Source organism: Croceitalea dokdonensis DOKDO 023 (assembly GCF_001306415.1).
Classification (GTDB): Bacteria; Bacteroidota; Bacteroidia; order Flavobacteriales; family Flavobacteriaceae; genus Croceitalea; species Croceitalea dokdonensis.
The window spans coordinates 774,172-794,410 of sequence record NZ_LDJX01000001.1 but is presented as its reverse complement, the minus strand read 5'-3'; the positions used below and the strand labels follow the sequence as shown (position 1 = coordinate 794,410).

Sequence of the window (20,239 nt, the reverse complement as noted above, 5' to 3'; positions counted from 1 at the left end):
CGCTGGATTTATGGATATACAGTAACTATAACGACACCTCTCCCGGGACGGCACAGTACGCCAATTTAGAAGTAGTAAAACTTTCTGAAACTGTTGCTGCAGCTAGAGAGACCCCAGTTGATGAAGAGGTAGTGCAAATAGATTATTCCACCCCATTAAATTCTGCTGTAAATAGCTTGGAGTTAATTCCAAACCCCGTATCCTCACAAGTAACGATAAAGATTGGAAATGATTTTAACATAAGGACTTTGGAGATTTTTGATAGTGCGGGAAGACGCTTGGAACTCTTGGAATTGCGGCCTAATGATAGCCAATTGTATGAGATGGACCTTAGCAGTTACACAACTGGCGTATATTATGTAATGATTACGGATGTTAGTGGTAACAGAATACAGCGACAGCTGTTAGTTGCGCGATAGTTTTAGTTTGGCCAAGGTTGTCTTATAAAAAAGCAGCCTTGGTATTTTCTATAAGCGCTATTACGTTCTTTTTGTTTCGTTGCTCCAAGGTTAGTTTGCTGAGCCCAAAAAGGTGTCGTTTTCCATGTGCATCGCTTCCGATAAAATCATAGAAACCATTTTTTAGAAGCGTTTGGGCTGTTTTTTGTACTTCCTTTCCGTAATATCCCCCAAGAGACAACATATTTAATTGAAATTTGATACCCTTGGCTTTTAAAGCGGAGTATTGCCCTTGGTTTTTATTCAAATATTGGTAGCGCTCAGGATGGGCAAAGACCGAGAAAAGCTGTTTTTCATTAATTAAATCCAAGGCACTGTCAAAATTGATGCTAGGTTGTAAATAAGACATTTCAATCAAAATATGATTGCTGTTTAGTGGGAGCGCATTTCCATTTTGCAGGATTTGCTCAAAGTTGTCATCAATCATATGCTCTGCCGCAAAGGAGATTTTGATACCGGTAAACCCCTCTTCTGTAATTACCTTTTTTACCTTTTTAAAAGCTTTTTTAATGGTTTTTGGCGTATTGTCATAGTAATTATGCATGATGTGAGGTGTGCAGATAAAGTCTGTAACCCCAAACTCCCTAAACATTTTTACGAGCTGTAAAGAGTCGTTCGCCGACTTTGCCCCATCATCAATACCAGGTAAAATATGATTGTGAATATCAATAAAACCCTCTAAATGGTCTACTAAAAAGTCTTTCTTGTTAAAAAATGAAAACATCTAAAGAAATTGAACTACAAATATACAGCACTAAGAAGTGGTAATCCTGTTTACTTCCCGATGCAATAGTATAAACATTGGGGTAGGGGTATTTGAGGGGGGAAATAGGTGAAAACTTTTGTTTTCTTTTGGCTGGATAATGGTTTCCGCGATTATTATTTTAAGTCCTCCATGGGATAATGAATACTCTCGTATTCTTCAATAATATCTGAGATTTAGAGAAATTCTTTGGTTAAAGGGTTGTCGGTTCCTGTATTATCATCAACTAGATTAATTAATTCTTCTAAGCGACGGGTTGCAGCTAGGTATTGTTTTCGAGAGATTGTTTTCCTAACAAATACTTTCAACTTGGTTATTTGATAAATTTAGGGATATCCCTTCTACCATGTAATACCCTTGCAATTAAGACATACTCTTCACGTATTTCATAAAAAATAATATGCTCTTGTTCCACAATACTATAAATGCTCTTTCTTATTTCCTTTCGCTCTTTTCCTAGATTAGGATTTTTGACCAATTGCTCAAACAAGTTATCCAAATCTGAAAAGTATTTCACAGCCTGATTAAAATCATGCTCAGCTTCTGTATAGTCAAAGATTTTATCTAAATCCGCATCTGCATCATTGGATAATAGAAAGGATTTAAGTTTGTTGTTTCCCATCAAGCGGTTTTCCTAGATTTGCGTTTGGCTTCGATAATGTCTTTAACTGACCTTTTACTAATGCCGCTATTTACGCCTTTTTCTATCTCAGCCCTTAAGTCTGCAATCACTTTATCGCGATAAATTTGATGTAATCGAAGTGCATCCCTTATGACCTCGCTATTGTTCTGGTACTCCCCAGATTTAACCTGTTTCGAGATATACTCTTCTTGTGTTTTTGTGAAACTAATGTTCATTTTATCTTTTTTTAGAAGATAAAGATATATTATTTATCCATATATAGCAATTATGGACATATAATATTGTTTTCATTTTTTTAGACGTTCGATTAGCACATAGGAATAATACAGGAAGCTCTATAAATCTTGGACTTGTTGCTGCATTGTTTTTTTCTTTGGTGATTTCCTACCACGGAATAGTTGCTTTATTTGAATTCTTTTAGATGACCGAATTAAAGGATGAAATTCTGAATTGAATATTGGGATAGGGGAGTGATACTCTTCGTTTTGGCCTTTGTATCTAAGTATCGTTTGAATCCCCTAACGAAATCTGTATGAATGTCCTTCAATTGCATGTGTGCATGAGAATATTTTCTTAAGTGTTTATAGGCTGCATCCCAATTCCCATAATTTCCTTTGGATTCGTAGCATTCTTCTTAAAGTGTTTTATAGCAATCAAAAAGAAGGATATTCCCTTTTTTATTATCCTTCATCTTATACTTCCCTTGAATATATTCTGCCTTCCGGATGGAAAGGATATTTTCAGCTAGTTCCCAAGTTTCTTTGTCCTTTCTTTTTTCGTCAGAGGTTGTGGGGTTTTCATGAACATAAAGCTTAAGGTACTCGAATTTTCGACGATGCTTTTTCACGCCGTCTTTATCAATGGTATACCCATCATAAAATTCAATAAACAAACTCAACTTTTTTTTAGCCGCTTGCTTTTTAATGTAATATTTATGACGTTCGAATTTTGAGGTATAATTTGTACACCTTTACACCTTTACACCTTTACACCTGTACACCTTTACACCTCATAATTTCATCGATGTGTAAAAGAGTGAAATAAATGTAGGAAAATTGGCTACTAAAAGAAATGACGAAAAGAAATGACGAAAAGAAATAGTTTTCAACAACTTATTGAAAATCAAAGAAATGAAGAAAACAAATGAATCTAAATCACATTTAAAAATCAACTTATTTATTTGCCAATACAAAAATTAGAAAAGATATTCCCCAATAAATCATCCGGTGATACAGCTCCGGTAATCTCCCCGAGGTGGAATAGGGCCTCCCTGATATCAATGGCCATTAAGTCACTTGCCAATTCCTCTTGCATGCCTTCCTTTACCCGTTGTATGGCTTCCAATGCTTTTAAGAGGGAATCATAATGTCTGTTGTTGGTGACAATGGTATCGTTTTTCCCAATATCCCCGGTATTTGAAATAGTGAGCAGTTGTTTTTTGAGGGCATCCAAGCCATCGCCCTGTTTTGCAGATAGTAGGTGGACCCCACGGATTTTGTCCTGTAGTTCTTGCAACCTATCGGCCTTTACCATATCCGTTTTATTGGCTACTGGCAGTATCTTTTTAAGCGGGTATTTGTCCTGTAGTGCGCTGATTTCTTTCTTTTTATTGGTATTGGCATCAAAAAGGTATAGCACCAATGCGGCCTCTTGAATTTTTTGATGGGATTTTTCTATCCCTATTTTTTCGACAGTATCCTCCGTTTGTCTTATACCCGCCGTATCTATAAATCTAAAATTTACACCACCAATACTGATTTGATCTTCAACTGTATCTCTGGTAGTCCCAGGGATATTGCTAACAATGGCCCTGTCTTCATTTAGCAGGGCATTAAGCAGGGTAGATTTTCCAACATTGGGGGCACCAACGATAGCTACTGGAATGCCGTTCTTAATCACATTGCCCAACGCGAATGAATCTATCAGGTTTTTTAAGACCCCAGTGATGGTTTGTAAGAGGGTGTTGAACTGGGTCCGGTCTGCAAACTCAACATCTTCCCCAGAAAAATCCAACTCTAACTCAATAAGAGAGGCAAAATTTAAGAGCTCTTGTCGTAATTCATTGATTTGTAAACTAAAACCGCCGCGCATCTGTTGCATGGCAACTTGATGCGAAGCCTCGCTATCACTTGCAATAAGGTCTGCAACGGCCTCTGCCTGACTTAAGTCCATTTTACCGTTTAAAAAGGCCCGAAGCGTAAATTCCCCCGCTTTTGCCATTTGGCAACCATTCCTAAGAAATAGCTGGATAAGCTGTTGTTGGATATAGACAGACCCGTGGCATGAGATTTCTACCACATGATCACCCGTGTAAGAGTTAGGGGCCTTAAAAAGGGTGACCAGTACCTTATCTAGAATTTTGGGACCGTCATAAATATGCCCTAAGTGCACCGTATGGCTTTTTTGTTCCTTAAGAATTTTCTTTCCAATAGACCTAAACTTGCTAGATACAATGGTGATGGCATCAGGACCGGAAATGCGAATAACGGCAATGGCCCCGGTGCCTGCGGGTGTCGCTAGAGCAATAATATTTTCGTTTACCATCATATAAAATTTTACTGGTATACACCCATTGTGCATTTTGATGAAAATTCGTCAGTTCGAGTGATTTTTTGATACGAAGTATCGTAAAATAGTATCGAGAATCAGAATTTTAGCAATGAAACCTTGTTCTCGATACTTTTTCTTCCAGAAAAAACTCGAGCTGACGGTTTTAAATCTAAAAAGCATTCAAAATGCACAACGGGTTATTATACCTTTTTTGTGACCTATTTCATATTTTCGTTTCCTATCAAAAAAAAACTCAGTAAATGATTCGAAATTTATGTTTTGCCTTGGTATTGGCCAGTTTTGGTCTTGCCAATGCACAGGAAACGGTGGTCAAAGATAGTACAGCTACAACTATTGTGGGCCAAGAAGCCTTTGAGGATGCCAAAAAGAGGGTGAAAGAGGAAGAGAAGGCCGCAAAGAAACAAGCCAAGAGAGAAAAGGAAGCCAAACAAAAAGCCAAAGCGGAGTCCAAATTGGATAAGGCGGCCGCAGCCTTAAAGAAAGACCAAAGCCAATTGGAAAAATTACAAAAGAAGTTGGACAAGGGCCTGGAGAAAAGAAAGCTTTCCCCAGTGGATGAAGAAAAGCTGAGGGCAAAAATTGAAAAGCAAAAACAGCGTATTATTTCTAGCGAAGAAAAACTCAAAAAGCTCAAAAAAAAACGTTGATGTTGTAACAAAGACTAGCAAAAGACTACCCATTAGAAGAACATCAAAATAACAATCAAAAAATGGAAGTAGTTAATCATCATGCCTTACGGAGGGATAACACCTTACTAGCAATAACCCATCTTAGCCAATTCTTGGACTATGTCACTGGCTTTGGGGGGTTGCTTGTGCCGCTTATCATCTGGTTTGCCTCAAAGGATAAAATACAGGGAATGGACCAACATGGCCGCTCCATCATTAATTTTCAATTAAGCTTATTGCTTTATATTGTAATTAGTATCCCCGCTATCTTACTATTAGGTCTTGGTTTGTTGGGGTTTTTAAGTGTGGCCTTAATAGGCTTTATTGTACCTATTGTAAATGCAGTAAAAGCCGTTAATGGGGAGCCACCGTCCTATTTCATGACCATTAGGTTTATTTAGGGCAAAAAAAAACCGGCAACTGCCGGCTTTTTTATGGTTGTTTTTCTTAACTATTGAGCATTACGGGCATGACCAACATGGTGACCAACTCTCCTTCATCAAGTCCGTCCGCTGGGGTTAAAATTCCCGCCCTGTTGGGCAAGCTCATTTCCAGAGAAACTTCATCTGATGAAAGATTGTTCAACATTTCGACCAAAAACCTTGAATTGAAACCAATTTGCATGTCATCTCCCTGATAGGAACAAGAAAGGCGTTCCTCCGCTTTATTGCTATAATCTACGTCCTCCGCGGATATGTTGAGTTCCGCACCTGCAATTTTTAGCCGTATCTGGTGTGTTGTTTTATTACTAAAAATGGAAACCCTCCTTACAGAACTTAAAATCTGACTTCTTGAGATAAGAAGCTGATTTGGATTTTCCTTGGGGATAACGGCTTCATAATTGGGATACTTTCCGTCAATTAAGCGACAAATAAGCTCTGTATTATCAAAAGAGAATTTTGCATTACTCTCGTTATATTCAATTTTCACCTCGGACTCAGAACCGGCAAGAATACCCTTTAATAGATTCAGGGGTTTTTTGGGCATAATGAATTCCGCCACTTCAGAGGCATGTACATCCGTTCTTTGGTATTTTACCAACTTATGGGCGTCCGTAGCCACAAAAGTTAAACTTTCCGGTGAAAACTGAAAAAAGACGCCGCTCATTACCGGTCTTAAATCATCATTGCCGGCGGCAAAAATAGTTTTGGTAATGGCACTGGCGAGAATATCCCCCATGATTGTTGTGGCACTGGGGTTGGCCAATTCCACCGCTTTTGGGAATTCTGCACCATCTGCATATGCTAGTGCGTACTTTCCATGGTTAGAGCTAATTTCAATGGTGTTGTTGTTTTCAACCACAAACGTTAAAGGCTGCTCCGGAAAGGTTTTTACGGTATCCAATAACAACCGTGCCGGGACTGCAATGGCACCCTCAGAGTCTGACTCTACTTCAAGGACACTGCTAATGGTAGTCTCCAAATCTGAAGCAGAAACCGTCAGTTGGTTTTTGTCAAGGTCAAAAAGAAAGTTATCTAGAATGGGGAGCGTATTGTTACTGTTGATGACACCTCCCAAAACCTGTAGTCTTTTAAGTAGATATGTACTGGATACGATAAATTTCATTGATGTTATTTAAAGTGTTCTTGTGCTTGCTTGTTATGCCAACAAAATCGACGTTAAGTAAAGCAAAGATATTTTAAAAGCCCTTGCCCCTGAAACATTTTTATCAACACTTATCTAGCCAGTTTACGTTTTCTTAATTGGTTAAAACCAAATATCAGAAAGAATACCAGAAGTGTAGGAATCACAATGTTTATAAGCTGCCATTTGGTTTTTTGCCCTGCTATTTTCTCTACGTCCAAGATTGGAATGGCTATTTTTTTATTGCGGATGTTTATAAGTCCAGTGTCGTCCAAAAGGTAATTCAGGCTATTTAATAAAAATTCTTTGTTACCATAGGTGTTGTTTGTCCATTTATCATACCCTAGGGGCAAGGGTTGGCCTTGGCGCAATTGGTTTTTGATAATATCCCCATCTGCCACCACCAACATTTTGTTATAACTGCCTTTTTCCTTATGCCCACTTAGTTTAAACGGCTTTACACGGTTGGTATAGGCAGATTTAAACTCCCCCTCTACCAAAACCCCTAACGGAAGGTTGCCTTGATTTGTATAAGCTCCTTTTTCAGGCGGGTTAGTTATAGCTTCGAGCGCTATTTGTTTGGGAACCCCTTCAAATTTTGATAAGGGGGAAGATTGTAGTAGAATGGTCTTGTCATACCCATTTTTAAGGGTATCAATAACATTGGCAAATTGTAATCGCAAGGCCTCTATATTGGTGTTTATGGGATGGTTGTTTTTGGAGAATACCATGGGGTGGTACACCCATGGAAGTGGATTGTATTGGGATTCTGTATGCTCACCACTGGCCAGTACAATGGGGGTATTGTAAAGGTCGTTCACCATTACGGGGTTAATGCGAATGCCATACCGGAACAGCACATCATCTATATTTAAGTCCCGCTGCAGGGCCACTGCGCTTCCGCTTGGATTGAACAAACTATCCAGTTCCATGGCCACTTTATCTAACAACCAAACAGATTTCCCCCCATTTACCAGATACTGGTCCAGCACGTATTTCTCTTTTTCTGAAAAAGCCTCGGTGGGCTTTGCGATTAAAGCAAGATCGTAAGTACTGAGTTGCTGTAGTGTTTTTTGTGGATTGTTTTCCACGGAATCTAAGGTGAACGCTCCAATATTGTAATACGCCTTAATAGTGCCCAGAAAATCCGCCAAATATTCATCTCCCAACTGCCCATTTCCCTTAAGAACAGCCACTTTCTTTTTTTCTTTGGTGGAAAGTTTGGTCAATGCATCTGCAAACCCATATTCCAGTTCTTGTACCGAGTTGTTGATGCGGTCTTCCGTGGTGCTGCCCAATTTATTTTTGAGCAATGGAACCCTAACCGTGTTATTGTTGTAATTTACCATGGCCCAGGGAAAGACGATTTCCTGTGACACCTTCCCATTCTCCTCAATAGTTACGTTGGCAGGGGTAAGTCCTATTTGTTGTAGCTCTGTAATGGTCTGGTTTCTGTTGGACGTTTCCTCAATGGGGTTTACAAAATCAAAATTAATGTTTGGGTTTTCTGCTGTGAGCGCACTAAGGAGTAATTTGGTTTCGTCTTGCAATTTGGCAAATTCAGACGGCATATCCCCGGATAACAATACATCAATAATCACAGGTTCCCGAAATTTGGCGACCAAAGCTTTGGTTGGTTGGCTAAGGGTGTATCGCTGATCTTCGGTTACATCAAATCGTTTAAAAAAAAGGTTTCCAATAATGTTCAGAAGGATAACTACCAACAATCCCTTTAGGAGGGGGAGTACATTGTGTTTTTTCATGCTACCAGATTCTTAATTTTAAGGTGGGCGAGAAAAATGAAAAACCCGGTCAAGGTGGTAAAATAAATCATATCCCGTGTATCCAATATGCCTTTGGCACTGCTGTCAAAATGCGCTTTGGCCCCTAGTTTACCAATGAGCAATTGGGTCTGCCCATTGGAAAAAAGCGTTGCTATAGCCTCAAAACCATAGAAAACAAAAAATGAGATGGCAATTGCGGTTATGAAGGAAACGATTTGGTTGCTGGTAAGTGAAGAGGCAAACGTGCCAATGGCGGTGTATGTGGCCATAAGAAAGAACAAGGCAAAGTAAGAACCAATGGCCACTCCCATATCAAAGTTGCCCTCCACAATCCCCAAATTATGGATTGCAAAAAGGTAGGTAAATGTTGGTATCACCGCTATGACCACCAAAGACAACGCACCAAGAAACTTTCCCAGAACAATTTGCAAGGGGGATATAGGCTTTATCAGCAACAATTCCAAAGTGCCCAATTTTTGTTCTTCTGCTAGGCTTTTCATGGTAATGGCAGGGATAAGTAAGAGAAAGACCCAAGGTGCCAAAAGAAAAAATTTGCTCAAATCGGAAAAACCGTAATCAAAAATATTGAAGGGATTTTTAAACACCCATAGAAAAAGCCCGGTAAGCACCAGAAAGAGGCTTATCATTAAAAAACCTAAGGAAGATGTGAAAAAAGAGGTTACCTCCTTTTTAAAAATAGCGAACATAAACTCAATTTAAAATAGCTTTTTTTTCAACGCTCCATGCTTCTGGTCTGTCCTTGAAAAGCAGTTTTGTTTTGGACCATACTTCTTTAAAAAATTTAGAATGACGGTACGCATTCAATGAGGCCTCATCTTCCCAGTAACTGTAGGTAAAAAAAATAGCGGCATCATTTTTATCTTGATAAAGTTCCAAAAATTGACATCCAGGCTGGTTTCTTATCGCTTCCGATGTTTCCTCAAAAATGCGTTCAAAGCTAGAAATATTTTCGGTCTTAAACTTCAATTTTACAATCCTAACCAGCATTTACAGAAAATTTATGGTAATAATGTCATCGGTTTTTAATCCCAACAATGTGGAAGCGCCACCAACAGTATTGACATTACTGCGGTAAATGGCCAATTCTATGTAACCAGCTGTATTGAATATTGCCAAAAGGTCTCCGGCGCCATTGCGTTGGCCAGCAGGAAGTTCATAGTTAATGATGCCGTTATAGGTATCGTGAATGGAGCTTATTTTTTGTCTTCTGGCAACAATTTCAAACGGCCTATTATTTCTGTAGGCATCAAACAAGACCTTGGTAATATTGGTAACCGCATTGCCATAGCCATCTATATGCACCACGTTCCCTATGATACTGTTGCCCTCGTTGCTTACCCGGGGCACAAGGCGTTTTACTTCCTTTAGGTTGTCAAAAGGCTTACTGATTACCGCCAACTGTCCCCCACGTGCCAAATGGCAGGCCGCCTTAACAAATACTTCCTGTACGGCAAAGGTGTTTTGGTCACAGTTGGGAATGGTAATTTCCGCAACCGCATCAATTTGCAAGCTTTTGGTGATAAGCGTAATAATACCATTGTTTGCGCCAATAAAATAGTGCCCGTCCGCAAAAACAATGATGTGCCGGTTTTCCAAAGAGTATTCGGAATCCACGCCAATAACATGGATACTTCCTTTTGGAAAGTAAGGGTAGGCATTGGAGAGCAAATAAGCGCACTGGGTAATATCAAAAGGTGCAATCTGGTGGGAAACATCAACAATGGTACTTTCTGGAAGTTCCCTAAGGATACTTCCTTTAACAGCAGCTACAAAATGGTCTTTGTATCCAAAATCAGTCGTCAAAGTGATGATTGCCATGGGTTGCTGTTGATATGTTTTTAGCCGCTCAAAGGCTTTTTTTGGTTATGTTTGTGGGGTTAAAATTACGTAAAAAGGCGTAACCAAAATTTAAATTATACTGCAACCACAAATACGGAAATTTCTTTGAACGAACTGGTACTAGAACTTACAGAAATTAGCCCAAGGGACTTTTTTGGGCAACAGAATGAAAACATAGATCTCATAAAAAAATACTTTCCCAAACTTAAGATTGTTGCCAGGGGCAGTAAAATTAAGGTATACGGAGATGATGGGCTACTGGAGGAGTTCGAAAAACGGTTTCACATGCTTACTGCCCATTTTTCCAAATACAATAAATTGGACGAAAACAGTATCGAAAGGGTACTGACCAGTAATGGAAATGAGCAAAGGTCATCCAAGTCCAGTAGTGAGGTTTTGGTACATGGGGTAAGTGGTAGGTTGATCAAGGCGCAGACCGCAAACCAGCGGTTGTTGGTCGATGCTAGCAAAAAGAACGATATGGTCTTTGCCATTGGCCCTGCGGGAACAGGAAAAACATATACAGGTGTTGCCTTGGCCGTTAAGGCATTGAAGGAAAAACAGGTGCGCCGTATAATTTTGACCAGGCCGGCGGTTGAAGCTGGGGAGAATCTTGGCTTTTTGCCGGGAGACCTAAAAGAAAAGTTGGATCCCTATATGCAGCCGTTGTATGATGCCTTGCGGGATATGATAGCGCCAGAAAAGCTGGACAAATATATTGAGGACGGGACCATACAAATTGCCCCAATGGCCTTTATGCGAGGTAGAACCTTGGATAATGCCTTTGTAATCTTGGATGAGGCCCAGAACACTACCCATGCCCAAATGAAAATGTTCCTGACCAGAATGGGAAAAAATGCCAAATTTTTAATCACCGGGGACCCCGGCCAGATAGATTTGCCGAGAAGGGTAATTTCTGGATTAAAGGAAGCATTGTTGATTTTAAAGAACACGGAGGGAATCAGTATTATTTATTTAGACGACAAAGATGTCATTCGCCATAAACTGGTGAAAAAAGTAATAGACGCTTATAAAAACATAGAGCACCAAAACTAAAAACGTATGGCAAACACCATAATGGAAACCAATTTCCGCTTTGCAGGGCAAAAAAAGGTGTACAAGGGCAAAGTGAGGGAAGTTTATACCTTGGAAAACGATATTTTGGTGATGGTGGCCACGGACCGTCTCTCTGCTTTTGATGTAGTGATGCCAAAGGGAATCCCTTTTAAAGGTCAAATTCTTAACCAGATTGCGACCAAAATGATGCGGGCCACGGAAGATATAGTGCCCAATTGGTTAATGGCCACACCAGACCCCAACGTGGCCGTAGGCAAAGCCTGTAAACCTTTTATGGTAGAAATGGTGATTCGTGGTTACCTGTCTGGACATGCAGCCCGGGAATATAAGGCTGGTAAAAGAACGCTCTGCGGCGTGGCAATGCCAGAAGGGATGACAGAGAACGATAAGTTCCCAGAGCCAATCATAACCCCAGCCACCAAAGCCGAAAAGGGAGATCACGATGAGGATATTTCCAAAGCGGATATTTTGAGTAGGGGCATAGTTTCAAAAGCCGATTATGAGATTTTGGAAAAATACACCAGAGCCTTGTTTCAGCGAGGAACGGAGTTGGCAGCAAAACGTGGGTTGATTCTCGTAGATACCAAATACGAGTTTGGGAAGACCAAAGACGGCCAAATTGTTTTGATCGATGAAATCCATACACCGGATTCCTCCCGGTATTTTTATGCCAAGGGCTATGAGGAAAGACAGGCTAGGGGAGAGGCCCAGAAACAACTGTCAAAAGAGTTCGTGCGGCAATGGTTGATTGCCAATGGATTTCAAGGACTCCAAGGCCAGACCGTTCCAGAAATGACTGACGCTTACATTGAAAGTGTATCGGAACGGTACATTGAACTTTATGAAAGTATCATGGGTGAGGCGTTTATAAAGGCTGATGTTTCCCATATTCAAGAACGGATAGGACAGAATGTTTCTAACTATTTAAAAAGCGTTTAGCTCTATGTTTAATGGCCTAATTTGGCCTTAACGCCTTGTATCAGCTAAGTACCACTATTTATTTTACGTTTTTCCCCTCTAGAAGTTTTTCCCAATTAGGATTAAGGGATATTGGTTTTGGCGGCGTATTGCTTGGCTTCCAAAAACGTCTAAACAACTAACTGCTCGGTAATATCGTACTCTCCTCAAACGGCGCAGCGCTCCTAGATTGTTAGAAATGACATTGATTGTTTAATTACTTTGGATGTTAAAAAGGGAGGTAGCTAAAATTTAGGTAAAGATATTTAAAATAATTGCCTTGATTTTTACCATTATTTTATTTCAAACTACCCGTTGTTATCAAATCACTAAAATTTTATTTAGTTCAATGTTTTTTACTTGAAATTAAACAATTATTGCTATTAATGCTAATTTAGTATATTTATGCAAAATAAATATATCTACAATGGATGCTTGTCCAAATTGTCAATCAACAACCTTTACAAAAGCCGGTATTATTAAAGAGCGACAGCGTTATAGGTGCAAAAAATGTAATTATTTTTTTACCGTGGGGAAGTTGGGCAAACAAATTGATCATTATTATGTAAATAAGGCACTTCAATTATATCTAGAGGGTTTAACCTATCGGGAAATTGAACGAATTCTTGGGGTTTCGCATGTTTCGGTCATGAATTGGGTCAAAAAATACGGCATCAAGCGCCCGTATAGCTCACAGTATCACCCAACGTACAAAATATTGAGTCAGCAAGAGCTTAGGGAGTACTTTAATGTTGCCGGGAATATCAAAGGGGCAGGGGTTTTGGTAACGGAGTTGGGGGATAAGTTTATGCTTATAAAATGGGAACGTTTCAAAGAATAAATATAGTAAATTAACGAAAAACTATAGTAGCTTTATTTTGGTACGTTTTTTTTTGGATGTTCGTACGGAGTTCAACCACAACAACCATCCAATACATGAAAAACCACTTCCTAGTTTTAACGCTTTGCCTACTCACGATACATTGTGCCTATTCCCAAGGGAATACGGAATACACGGGGGGGTATAAAGTGAAATTGAATGAAGATGGCACCAAATATATGCGGTTTATTGCATGGGGCCAATTTTGGGCGCAATACAACGAGAACGTACCAGATGATGCCAGTCAACTAAACTTTAGCATCCGTAGGGCACGTTTTTTAACATTTACCCAATTGAATGACAGGTTTTTGATATTGACCCATTTTGGGCTCAATAGTTTAAATGGTGGTAATACAAGCCCTATTGGTACCGGGGAGCGTTCCCAGCTGTTTTTTCACGATTTTTGGGGAGAGTGGAAGGTAGCCAAAAACCATAATGTTGGTGCCGGCCTGCATTACTGGAATGGAATATCCCGCTTAAATAATCAGAGTACCCTAAACATGATGACTTTGGACAATAATCGCCAGTCTTGGGCTACGATAGGACTTTCGGACCAGTTTGCTAGGCATGTAGGCGTTTATGCCAAGGGGAAGTTTGGTAAACTTCAATATCGGTTTGCCATTAATGAGGCAGGTAACAGTACCTTGGACACGAGGGACCCGTTGGCAGATGGTGTAACCGTTTATGCTGGACGCAGAATTTTAGGTTCCCGTGACGCGGGCAAGGTTATTCAGGGTTATTTTGATTACAACCTGTTAGACCAAGAATCTAATTTTTTACCCTACAAAGTGGGCACCTATTTAGGAAGCAAAAAAATACTGAATATTGGTGCTGGTTTTTTTAACCACCGCAATGGTGTGGTACAAACCAACGGGGAGGGCGCAGATGTAAATATTTGGGCCGTTGATGTTTTTTATGATGCACCACTTGCCCAAGATGGGTCTGCAGTAACTGCCTATGCGGTTTTCCAAGGTAATGACTATGGAACGGATTACAGTCTTGGGGCCTACGCAACTGGTAATATGGTTTATGGCCATTTTGGCTATTTGTTGGCCGGGCCTAAAGATAAGACGCGTTTTCAGCCTTACCTTTCTTACCAAACAAGATCTATTGACGCTATTGATGACCGTGCCAATAGGTTGGGAATCGGGGCCAATGTTTTTATGACAGGACACCATTCCAAACTTTCTTTGGAATACACCAACCAAAAAGTTGGCAGTAGTGGAACTACTGGGCTTTTAACTGTACAAGCAATGATTTATTTATAAAAACCAACACATTATGTCAGATAAACAAGTAAAGGCCTCGGCCTATTGGAAAGAGAACTTAAGGTATCTCGTGATTTTATTAAGCATTTGGTTTGCCGTTTCCTACGGGGCAGGCATTCTTTTTAAAGATGCCCTGGACCAAATTAAATTGGGGGGTTTTAAACTAGGGTTCTGGTTTGCACAACAAGGGGCAATTTATGTTTTTGTGATTTTGATATTCGTGTATGTACGATTAATGAACAAACTTGATAAGAAATACGGCTACGACGTAGATTAAACCAACTAAAGCAAACATTATGAATGAAGCACAAATTTGGACCTATGTCTTGGTCGCGTTGACTTTTGGACTATATATCGGTATTGCAATCTGGTCTCGGGCAGGTTCTACCAAAGAATTTTATGTTGCGGGAGGTGGCGTTTCACCTTTGGCAAATGGTATGGCCACAGCGGCAGATTGGATGTCCGCAGCCTCTTTTATTTCTATGGCCGGCATTATCTCTTTTGCCGGGTATGATGGTTCTGTTTACCTAATGGGGTGGACCGGTGGATACGTATTGTTGGCACTGCTATTGGCTCCATATCTCCGTAAATTTGGAAAATTTACGGTACCGGATTTTATTGGCGAGAGGTACTATTCAAAAACCGCCCGTATCGTGGCTGTAATCTGTGCCTTAATCGTTTCTTTCACCTATGTTGCAGGGCAAATGCGGGGTGTGGGCATTGTCTTTTCCCGTTATCTTGAGGTGGATATCGAGACTGGGGTTATTATTGGCATGGTCATCGTATTGTTTTATGCGGTCTTGGGGGGTATGAAAGGCATTACGTATACCCAGGTGGCGCAGTACTGCGTGCTCATTTTTGCCTTTATGGTTCCCGCAATATTCATATCTATTCAAATGACCGGTAATCCCATTCCCCAAATGGGCATGGGAGGTACGGTGACGGATGGCTCTGGAATGTACCTGTTGGACAAGTTGGACGGTCTATCTACCGAGCTTGGCTTTAACGAGTATACCAATGGTTCTAAAAGTTGGATAGATGTCTTCGCCATCACCTTTGCCTTAATGGTAGGTACGGCCGGGCTACCCCATGTCATTGTTAGGTTCTTTACCGTAAAGCGGGTAAAGGATGCCCGTAAATCTGCCGGATTGGCTTTGTTATTGATTGCCATTTTATATACCACTGCCCCTGCTGTAGCCGTTTTTGCGAGAACCAACCTCATTGAAACGGTAAGTAATAAAGAATACGCGAATATGCCAGAATGGTTTAAAAATTGGGAAACCACAGGACTTATAGGACATAATGATAAAAACGGTGATGGCATCATACAATATGTTGCAGATCCAAAAATCAATGAATTAACTGTTGATAGGGATATTATGGTATTGGCCAACCCTGAGATAGCCAACCTGCCTGCCTGGGTCATTGGTTTGATTGCCGCAGGTGGCTTGGCGGCAGCACTTTCAACAGCTGCCGGATTATTGTTGGTAATTTCCTCATCAGTCTCACATGACCTCATCAAAAACGTCATTAAACCGGATATTTCCGAAAAAGGGGAACTTTGGGCTGCAAGGGGAGCCGCTACCGTTGCGGTGGTAATTGCAGGTTTGTTTGGTATTTATCCACCGGGCTTTGTTGCGGCAGTGGTAGCGCTGGCCTTTGGACTAGCGGCAGCTTCATTCTTCCCAGCCATTATTTTGGGCATCTTTTATAAGAAAATGAACAGCAAAGGGGCTATTGCCGGTATGATCGTTGGTATCACGTTTATGCTGTTTTATATGTTGAAATTCAAATTTGGAATTTTTGATGGGGGCAAAGCTGCCGTAGAAGGTTTAAAGGCGTCTTGGTGGTTTGGAATCTCCCCTGAAGGATTTGGCACCATTGCGATGCTCGCCAACTTTATAGTGGCCTTGGCGGTCAACGCCGTGACGGAAGAACCGCCACAGGAAGTACAGGATATTGTAGAGAACATTAGAATCCCAAGTGGGGCTGGTGAAGCGGCATCACATTAAGCGTATGTTAGTTGGTTACCAAGAAAGCGGCGAGGTATGTATTGCTTCGCCGTTTTTTACCTTTCTTATGCAGAACAGGAAAACATGAAAAAACGTCATCAACAAAAATTGGTAATTTTAGCTGTGGTGCTTTTCTTTTTATGGAACGTGCCATTCGTTTCCATTTTTAACGGTTTCGGACATATTTTAGGTTTCCCGTCCGTTTATATTTTTATTTTTTGTAGCTGGTTCATCGCTATTGTCATCTCATATATCGTATTAAAAAGATTTTATGGGTAACATAGCACTCATAATGATCATTATTAGCTATTTGGCCCTATTGTTCCTCGTTGCCTTTTTGGCAGAAAAGAATAGGGAAAGCAAATGGGTAAACAACCCTTATGTATACACGCTATCCTTGGCTGTGTACTGTACCGCATGGACCTACTATGGAAGCGTGGGTATAGCATCTAAATCAGGGATACGTTTTCTGGCCATTTATTTGGGACCGGTTATCGCCATGCCCTTATGGATTATATTAATGCGGAAAATCATTCGTATTTCAAAGCAACAAAAAATCTCCAGTATTGCAGATTTTATTTCTATGCGCTACGGGAACAATAGGCTATTGGGAGCCTTGGTTACCATTACTTGTCTCATAGCCGTTATTCCCTACATCGCGTTGCAATTAAAAGCAGTTTCGGAAACCTTTGAATTATTGATAGGTGACAACGGTTTTTATACCAAGGGTATACTGTTTGATACCACTTTTTATATTGCCTTATTGATTGCCATTTTCGTGGCTTTTTTTGGAACCCGGAGCTCAGACGCCTCAAAACGTAAACAAGGGATTGCCACTGCCGTAGCCGTAGAATCCCTACTGAAACTTGTTTTTTTTCTGATAATTGGTATTTATGTTACGTTTTACCTGTTTGATGGCACATCGGATATCTATGAACATGCCGCAAAAACTGCTAATTTTAAACAACTGGCCTCTTTTGGTGGGTTACAAGAGGGTTTTAATTGGTTGTTTACCATATGTCTTTCATTCTTTGCCATATTTCTTCTGCCAAGACAATTTCATGTGGCGGTAGTTGAAAATCAGCATGAAACACATCTAAAAAAAGCTATTTGGTTATTTCCCTTATACCTACTGCTCTTCAACGTTTTTGTAATTTTTATCGCCTGGGCAGGGAACATTAATTTTAACGGTCCGGTAAATGCGGATTATTACTCGCTTCTATTACCGCTGCAAAAAGGTCATACTACCTTTGCGGTGATGGTTTTTATCGGTGGGTTTTCCGCGGTAATATCCATGATTGTGGTCTCTACCTTGGCACTTTCTACCATGGTGAGTAATAATTTGGTCATACCCTATGGATTCGTTAAGCGTATGGCCACGGCAACTCCGGAATCCAATTCGAGCAGTGTAAAAAATTTAAGGCGCATAGCCATTTTTATGTTGATTATTGTGGCCTACTTCTTTTATGTAAAATTTTCAAAGGAATTATCATTGTATGCCATAGGACTCATTTCTTTTGTGGTGATTTCGCAGTTGGCCCCCTCCTTTTTCTTGGGCTTATTTTGGCGGCGTGGCACAGCAAAGGCGGCAAAAATTGGAATTGCCGTTGGTTTGCTAATTGTGCTTTACACCTTAATCGGTCCCATGCTTGCCAATACTAACGCGCCACCGGGCACAATGCATGCAAGCGGTCTATTTAATTTACCTTACCTGACCCCGGAAAGCAATGCTTTTTTCTGGAGTATAACCGGTAACCTACTCTGTTTTTTGGTTGTTTCGGTACGTAGTAAGGGCAACTATAGGGAGCGTAACTATGCGGAAATGTTTGTTAACAACAGTAATTATGAAAATTTGCAAGAGAACGCCTTTGTATGGAAAGGGGAGGCTTATGTGGCAGATATAAGGCAATTGTTGAATAGGTTTTTGGGCGAATCACGAACCCTTAGGGCACTGGACATTTTCAATAGAAGATATGGTATTTCTGAAAAGGAGGAGAGAGCGGATGCAAGGCTCATCAATTTTTCCGAAAAATTGTTGACCGGCACTTTGGGAAGTGCATCCGCAAAAATGTTGCTCGCTTCCGTATCCAAAGAAAAACCTGTAAGTCTGCTGGAGGTGCTTACCATTTTGGAAGAGACCAAAGAAACTAAGGCCACCAATAAATTACTGCTGGAAAAATCCAAGGAGTTGGAACAACTTACCGCACTTTTGAAATCCGCAAACCAAGCGCTTTTAAGTCAGGATAAGTTAAAAGATGAGTTTTTGGACACAGTAGCACATGAGCTTAAGACACCAATAACATCCATTAAGGCCGCATCAGAGGTATTACAGGATGATGATATGCCCAAGGCCCTAAGAAAACGTTTCTTGACAAATATTGAAAACGACACCAAACGCCTCACCACTTTAATCCATAATATCTTGGATTTAGAAAAATTATCCAATAAACGGGCAGAACTTGAACTTAAACGTGGAAAACTGGACGCTACCATTAAACGTGCGGTTGATGGGGTAAGGCCTATTGCCAATCTAAAAGATATTGGTATTAAGTTGGAGTATACCCGCAGTGTGTATGCTCATTATGATGAAGATAGAATGCTTCAGGTATTAACCAATTTACTTTCCAACGCCTTAAAGTTTACGGATGCTGGCAAAGGTGCTATCAAAATCCAAATGTCCTCCTTTGGGGATGAGGTTAGGGTAGCCGTAGAGGACAATGGCAAAGGAATCCCTAAAGATGAGCATCGATATATTTTTCAAAAGTTCTATCAATCAAAAAATCAGAACATAAAAAAACAGCAGGGTAGCGGTTTTGGTCTGGCCATTTGCCAGAAAATCATTGAAGGTCACGCCGGCAGGATATGGTCCGATGAAACTATTAAAACAGGTGCCAGAATTGTATTTACAATACCATTGGAAAAATGAGCGAAAAAAAAATATTGATAGTTGATGACGAGCCAAATATTTTAATGTCTTTGGAGTACGCTTTTAAGAAAAAGGCTTTTCAGGTCTATGTTGCAAGGGACGGCACGGAAGCATTGGAAATAGCTGATGAATACTTCCCCGATGTGGTGTTATTGGATATAATGATGCCACATTTAGATGGTTACGAAACCTTAAAACGGTTACGAGCCAACAAAAAGCTCTCACATACTAAAGTTGTTTTCCTATCGGCAAAAAGTAAGGAGGCAGACCTTAAAAAAGGGCTGGAACTAGGAGTGGACAGTTACGAGACCAAGCCTTTCTCAATTAAAAGAATCATTGCAAAGGTTGAAGATTTAATAAGTTGATTTTTATGAAATACCGCCTATATCACCACATAAGCCTTGCCGGGACAGAGAATTTTTGGGAGCAAGAGACCTACTCATTTGATAGGCTGTTGTTACCCAAAGCAACCTTTAACCATAACCTTAATGTCAACTATGGTTGGAATGTTCATTACCATTGGGACACTGAATATCCCAATATGGACAAGTTGGTTAAAAACGGCCATGGAAATAAAACTACAATTTACCCAGACGCTACCGATACCTGCCCCAAAGAGCACAAGTGTTTTCTAGGGTTAGGGCGGCAAGCAACAGTACAAAGTAAGCTAAAATTCTTTGTAAATTACGTAGCCATATGGCAGAGGATAAACGGTTTTCCATTGCCTTAGACATTGGCAAAAAAGGAATCAAGAAGAGGAAATCAAAACAAATATCAAGCAACACATA

The 20,239-nt window shown here is 40.3% G+C and carries 22 protein-coding genes and 2 pseudogenes; 13 read left to right on the top strand and 11 right to left on the bottom strand.

The annotated features are described in order from the left end of the window. Positions 1-419: T9SS type A sorting domain-containing protein (locus I595_RS03500; protein WP_054557981.1), on the top strand; the 419-nt coding region annotated here is incomplete at its 5' end. 22 nt (positions 420-441) lie between these two features. Here the strand turns inward: I595_RS03500 and I595_RS03495 are convergent. The 6 genes and pseudogenes from I595_RS03495 to mnmE form a co-directional block, all read right to left on the bottom strand. Continuing rightward, entirely contained in the window at positions 442-1,182 is a 741-nt protein-coding gene (locus I595_RS03495) for a tyrosine-protein phosphatase (protein WP_054557980.1), read from the bottom strand. A gap of 352 nt (positions 1,183-1,534) precedes the next feature. After that, positions 1,535-1,843, bottom strand: a complete 309-nt coding sequence (locus tag I595_RS03490; protein WP_054557979.1) for a type II toxin-antitoxin system RelE/ParE family toxin — start codon at positions 1,841-1,843, stop codon at positions 1,535-1,537. Then, a complete protein-coding gene (locus I595_RS03485) occupies positions 1,843-2,079 on the bottom strand; it encodes a type II toxin-antitoxin system ParD family antitoxin (RefSeq protein WP_054557978.1) in 237 nt (78 codons plus the stop codon). Before I595_RS03485 ends, I595_RS03490 begins: the two co-directional genes overlap by 1 nt. 215 nt (positions 2,080-2,294) lie before the next feature. After that, positions 2,295-2,474, bottom strand: a pseudogene (locus I595_RS17825) (phage integrase SAM-like domain-containing protein); the annotation flags it as partial. A gap of 24 nt (positions 2,475-2,498) precedes the next feature. Then, complete coding sequence (locus I595_RS03480; RefSeq protein ID WP_262485528.1) at positions 2,499-2,789, bottom strand: hypothetical protein; 291 nt, start codon at positions 2,787-2,789, stop codon at positions 2,499-2,501. A gap of 251 nt (positions 2,790-3,040) precedes the next feature. Further along, entirely contained in the window at positions 3,041-4,411 is a 1,371-nt protein-coding gene (gene mnmE / locus I595_RS03475; protein ID WP_054557976.1) for a tRNA uridine-5-carboxymethylaminomethyl(34) synthesis GTPase MnmE, read from the bottom strand. 263 nt (positions 4,412-4,674) lie between these two features. Here mnmE and I595_RS03470 point away from each other — a divergent pair, with 263 nt between their 5' ends. Next, on the top strand, positions 4,675-5,082 hold the full coding sequence (locus tag I595_RS03470; RefSeq protein ID WP_054557975.1) for a hypothetical protein: 408 nt from the start codon (positions 4,675-4,677) through the stop codon (positions 5,080-5,082). A 62-nt stretch (positions 5,083-5,144) separates the two neighbouring features. After that, a complete protein-coding gene (locus I595_RS03465; RefSeq protein ID WP_054557974.1) occupies positions 5,145-5,504 on the top strand; it encodes a DUF4870 domain-containing protein in 360 nt (119 codons plus the stop codon). Between the two features lie 46 nt (positions 5,505-5,550). Here I595_RS03465 and dnaN read toward each other — a convergent pair whose 3' ends face one another. The 5 genes from dnaN to I595_RS03440 form a co-directional block, all read right to left on the bottom strand. Further along, entirely contained in the window at positions 5,551-6,669 is a 1,119-nt protein-coding gene (gene dnaN / locus I595_RS03460; RefSeq protein ID WP_054557973.1) for a DNA polymerase III subunit beta, read from the bottom strand. A gap of 110 nt (positions 6,670-6,779) precedes the next feature. After that, complete coding sequence (gene gldG, locus I595_RS03455) at positions 6,780-8,450, bottom strand: gliding motility-associated ABC transporter substrate-binding protein GldG (protein WP_054557972.1); 1,671 nt, start codon at positions 8,448-8,450, stop codon at positions 6,780-6,782. Continuing rightward, complete coding sequence (gldF, locus tag I595_RS03450) at positions 8,447-9,178, bottom strand: gliding motility-associated ABC transporter permease subunit GldF (protein WP_054557971.1); 732 nt, start codon at positions 9,176-9,178, stop codon at positions 8,447-8,449. Before gldF ends, gldG begins: the two co-directional genes overlap by 4 nt. A 4-nt stretch (positions 9,179-9,182) precedes the next feature. Then, positions 9,183-9,479: a putative quinol monooxygenase gene (locus I595_RS03445; protein WP_054557970.1), complete on the bottom strand. Its 297-nt coding sequence runs from the start codon at positions 9,477-9,479 to the stop codon at positions 9,183-9,185. Then, positions 9,480-10,310 (bottom strand): SAM hydrolase/SAM-dependent halogenase family protein, encoded by an 831-nt coding sequence (locus tag I595_RS03440; RefSeq protein ID WP_054557969.1) that lies wholly within the window; start codon positions 10,308-10,310, stop codon positions 9,480-9,482. A 126-nt stretch (positions 10,311-10,436) separates the two neighbouring features. Between I595_RS03440 and I595_RS03435 the strand changes: the two genes are divergently transcribed. The 10 genes and pseudogenes from I595_RS03435 (at position 10,437) to I595_RS03390 (ending at position 20,181) form a co-directional block, all read left to right on the top strand. Then, complete coding sequence (locus I595_RS03435) at positions 10,437-11,387, top strand: PhoH family protein (RefSeq protein ID WP_054557968.1); 951 nt, start codon at positions 10,437-10,439, stop codon at positions 11,385-11,387. A gap of 6 nt (positions 11,388-11,393) precedes the next feature. Continuing rightward, on the top strand, positions 11,394-12,347 hold the full coding sequence (locus tag I595_RS03430) for a phosphoribosylaminoimidazolesuccinocarboxamide synthase (protein ID WP_054557967.1): 954 nt from the start codon (positions 11,394-11,396) through the stop codon (positions 12,345-12,347). Between the two features lie 445 nt (positions 12,348-12,792). Then, positions 12,793-12,882, top strand: a pseudogene (locus I595_RS17820) (transposase-like zinc-binding domain-containing protein); the annotation flags it as partial. A 21-nt stretch (positions 12,883-12,903) separates the two neighbouring features. After that, on the top strand, positions 12,904-13,206 hold the full coding sequence (locus I595_RS03425; protein WP_172675902.1) for a helix-turn-helix domain-containing protein: 303 nt from the start codon (positions 12,904-12,906) through the stop codon (positions 13,204-13,206). A gap of 95 nt (positions 13,207-13,301) precedes the next feature. Next, entirely contained in the window at positions 13,302-14,513 is a 1,212-nt protein-coding gene (locus tag I595_RS03420) for a hypothetical protein (protein ID WP_054558038.1), read from the top strand. A gap of 13 nt (positions 14,514-14,526) precedes the next feature. Then, positions 14,527-14,790, top strand: coding sequence for a DUF4212 domain-containing protein (locus I595_RS03415; RefSeq protein ID WP_054557965.1), 264 nt, complete (start codon positions 14,527-14,529; stop codon positions 14,788-14,790). 19 nt (positions 14,791-14,809) lie between these two features. Next, entirely contained in the window at positions 14,810-16,525 is a 1,716-nt protein-coding gene (locus I595_RS03410; protein WP_054557964.1) for a sodium:solute symporter family protein, read from the top strand. 271 nt (positions 16,526-16,796) lie between these two features. After that, positions 16,797-19,451, top strand: a complete 2,655-nt coding sequence (locus I595_RS03400; protein WP_054557963.1) for a sensor histidine kinase — start codon at positions 16,797-16,799, stop codon at positions 19,449-19,451. Then, on the top strand, positions 19,448-19,816 hold the full coding sequence (locus I595_RS03395) for a response regulator transcription factor (protein ID WP_054557962.1): 369 nt from the start codon (positions 19,448-19,450) through the stop codon (positions 19,814-19,816). The genes I595_RS03400 and I595_RS03395 overlap by 4 nt, the downstream gene beginning before the upstream one ends. 5 nt (positions 19,817-19,821) lie before the next feature. Beyond that, positions 19,822-20,181: a hypothetical protein gene (locus I595_RS03390; RefSeq protein WP_054557961.1), complete on the top strand. Its 360-nt coding sequence runs from the start codon at positions 19,822-19,824 to the stop codon at positions 20,179-20,181. Positions 20,182-20,239: the final 58 nt, after the last annotated feature.

Excerpts from the sequence above, each read along its gene's own strand:
- gldG (WP_054557972.1), bottom strand. The coding sequence starts at position 8,450 with ATGAAAAAACACAATGTACTCCCCCTCCTAAAGGGATTGTTGGTAGTT.
- mnmE (WP_054557976.1), bottom strand. The coding sequence starts at position 4,411 with ATGATGGTAAACGAAAATATTATTGCTCTAGCGACACCCGCAGGCACC.
- I595_RS03390 (WP_054557961.1), top strand. The coding sequence starts at position 19,822 with ATGAAATACCGCCTATATCACCACATAAGCCTTGCCGGGACAGAGAAT.
- I595_RS03470 (WP_054557975.1), top strand. The coding sequence starts at position 4,675 with ATGATTCGAAATTTATGTTTTGCCTTGGTATTGGCCAGTTTTGGTCTT.
- I595_RS03400 (WP_054557963.1), top strand. The coding sequence starts at position 16,797 with ATGGGTAACATAGCACTCATAATGATCATTATTAGCTATTTGGCCCTA.
- I595_RS03430 (WP_054557967.1), top strand. The coding sequence starts at position 11,394 with ATGGCAAACACCATAATGGAAACCAATTTCCGCTTTGCAGGGCAAAAA.
- I595_RS03445 (WP_054557970.1), bottom strand. The coding sequence starts at position 9,479 with ATGCTGGTTAGGATTGTAAAATTGAAGTTTAAGACCGAAAATATTTCT.
- I595_RS03465 (WP_054557974.1), top strand. The coding sequence starts at position 5,145 with ATGGAAGTAGTTAATCATCATGCCTTACGGAGGGATAACACCTTACTA.
- I595_RS03495 (WP_054557980.1), bottom strand. The coding sequence starts at position 1,182 with ATGTTTTCATTTTTTAACAAGAAAGACTTTTTAGTAGACCATTTAGAG.
- dnaN (WP_054557973.1), bottom strand. The coding sequence starts at position 6,669 with ATGAAATTTATCGTATCCAGTACATATCTACTTAAAAGACTACAGGTT.
- I595_RS03410 (WP_054557964.1), top strand. The coding sequence starts at position 14,810 with ATGAATGAAGCACAAATTTGGACCTATGTCTTGGTCGCGTTGACTTTT.
- I595_RS03485 (WP_054557978.1), bottom strand. The coding sequence starts at position 2,079 with ATGAACATTAGTTTCACAAAAACACAAGAAGAGTATATCTCGAAACAG.
- I595_RS03395 (WP_054557962.1), top strand. The coding sequence starts at position 19,448 with ATGAGCGAAAAAAAAATATTGATAGTTGATGACGAGCCAAATATTTTA.
- I595_RS03420 (WP_054558038.1), top strand. The coding sequence starts at position 13,302 with ATGAAAAACCACTTCCTAGTTTTAACGCTTTGCCTACTCACGATACAT.
- gldF (WP_054557971.1), bottom strand. The coding sequence starts at position 9,178 with ATGTTCGCTATTTTTAAAAAGGAGGTAACCTCTTTTTTCACATCTTCC.
- I595_RS03490 (WP_054557979.1), bottom strand. The coding sequence starts at position 1,843 with ATGGGAAACAACAAACTTAAATCCTTTCTATTATCCAATGATGCAGAT.
- I595_RS03440 (WP_054557969.1), bottom strand. The coding sequence starts at position 10,310 with ATGGCAATCATCACTTTGACGACTGATTTTGGATACAAAGACCATTTT.
- I595_RS03415 (WP_054557965.1), top strand. The coding sequence starts at position 14,527 with ATGTCAGATAAACAAGTAAAGGCCTCGGCCTATTGGAAAGAGAACTTA.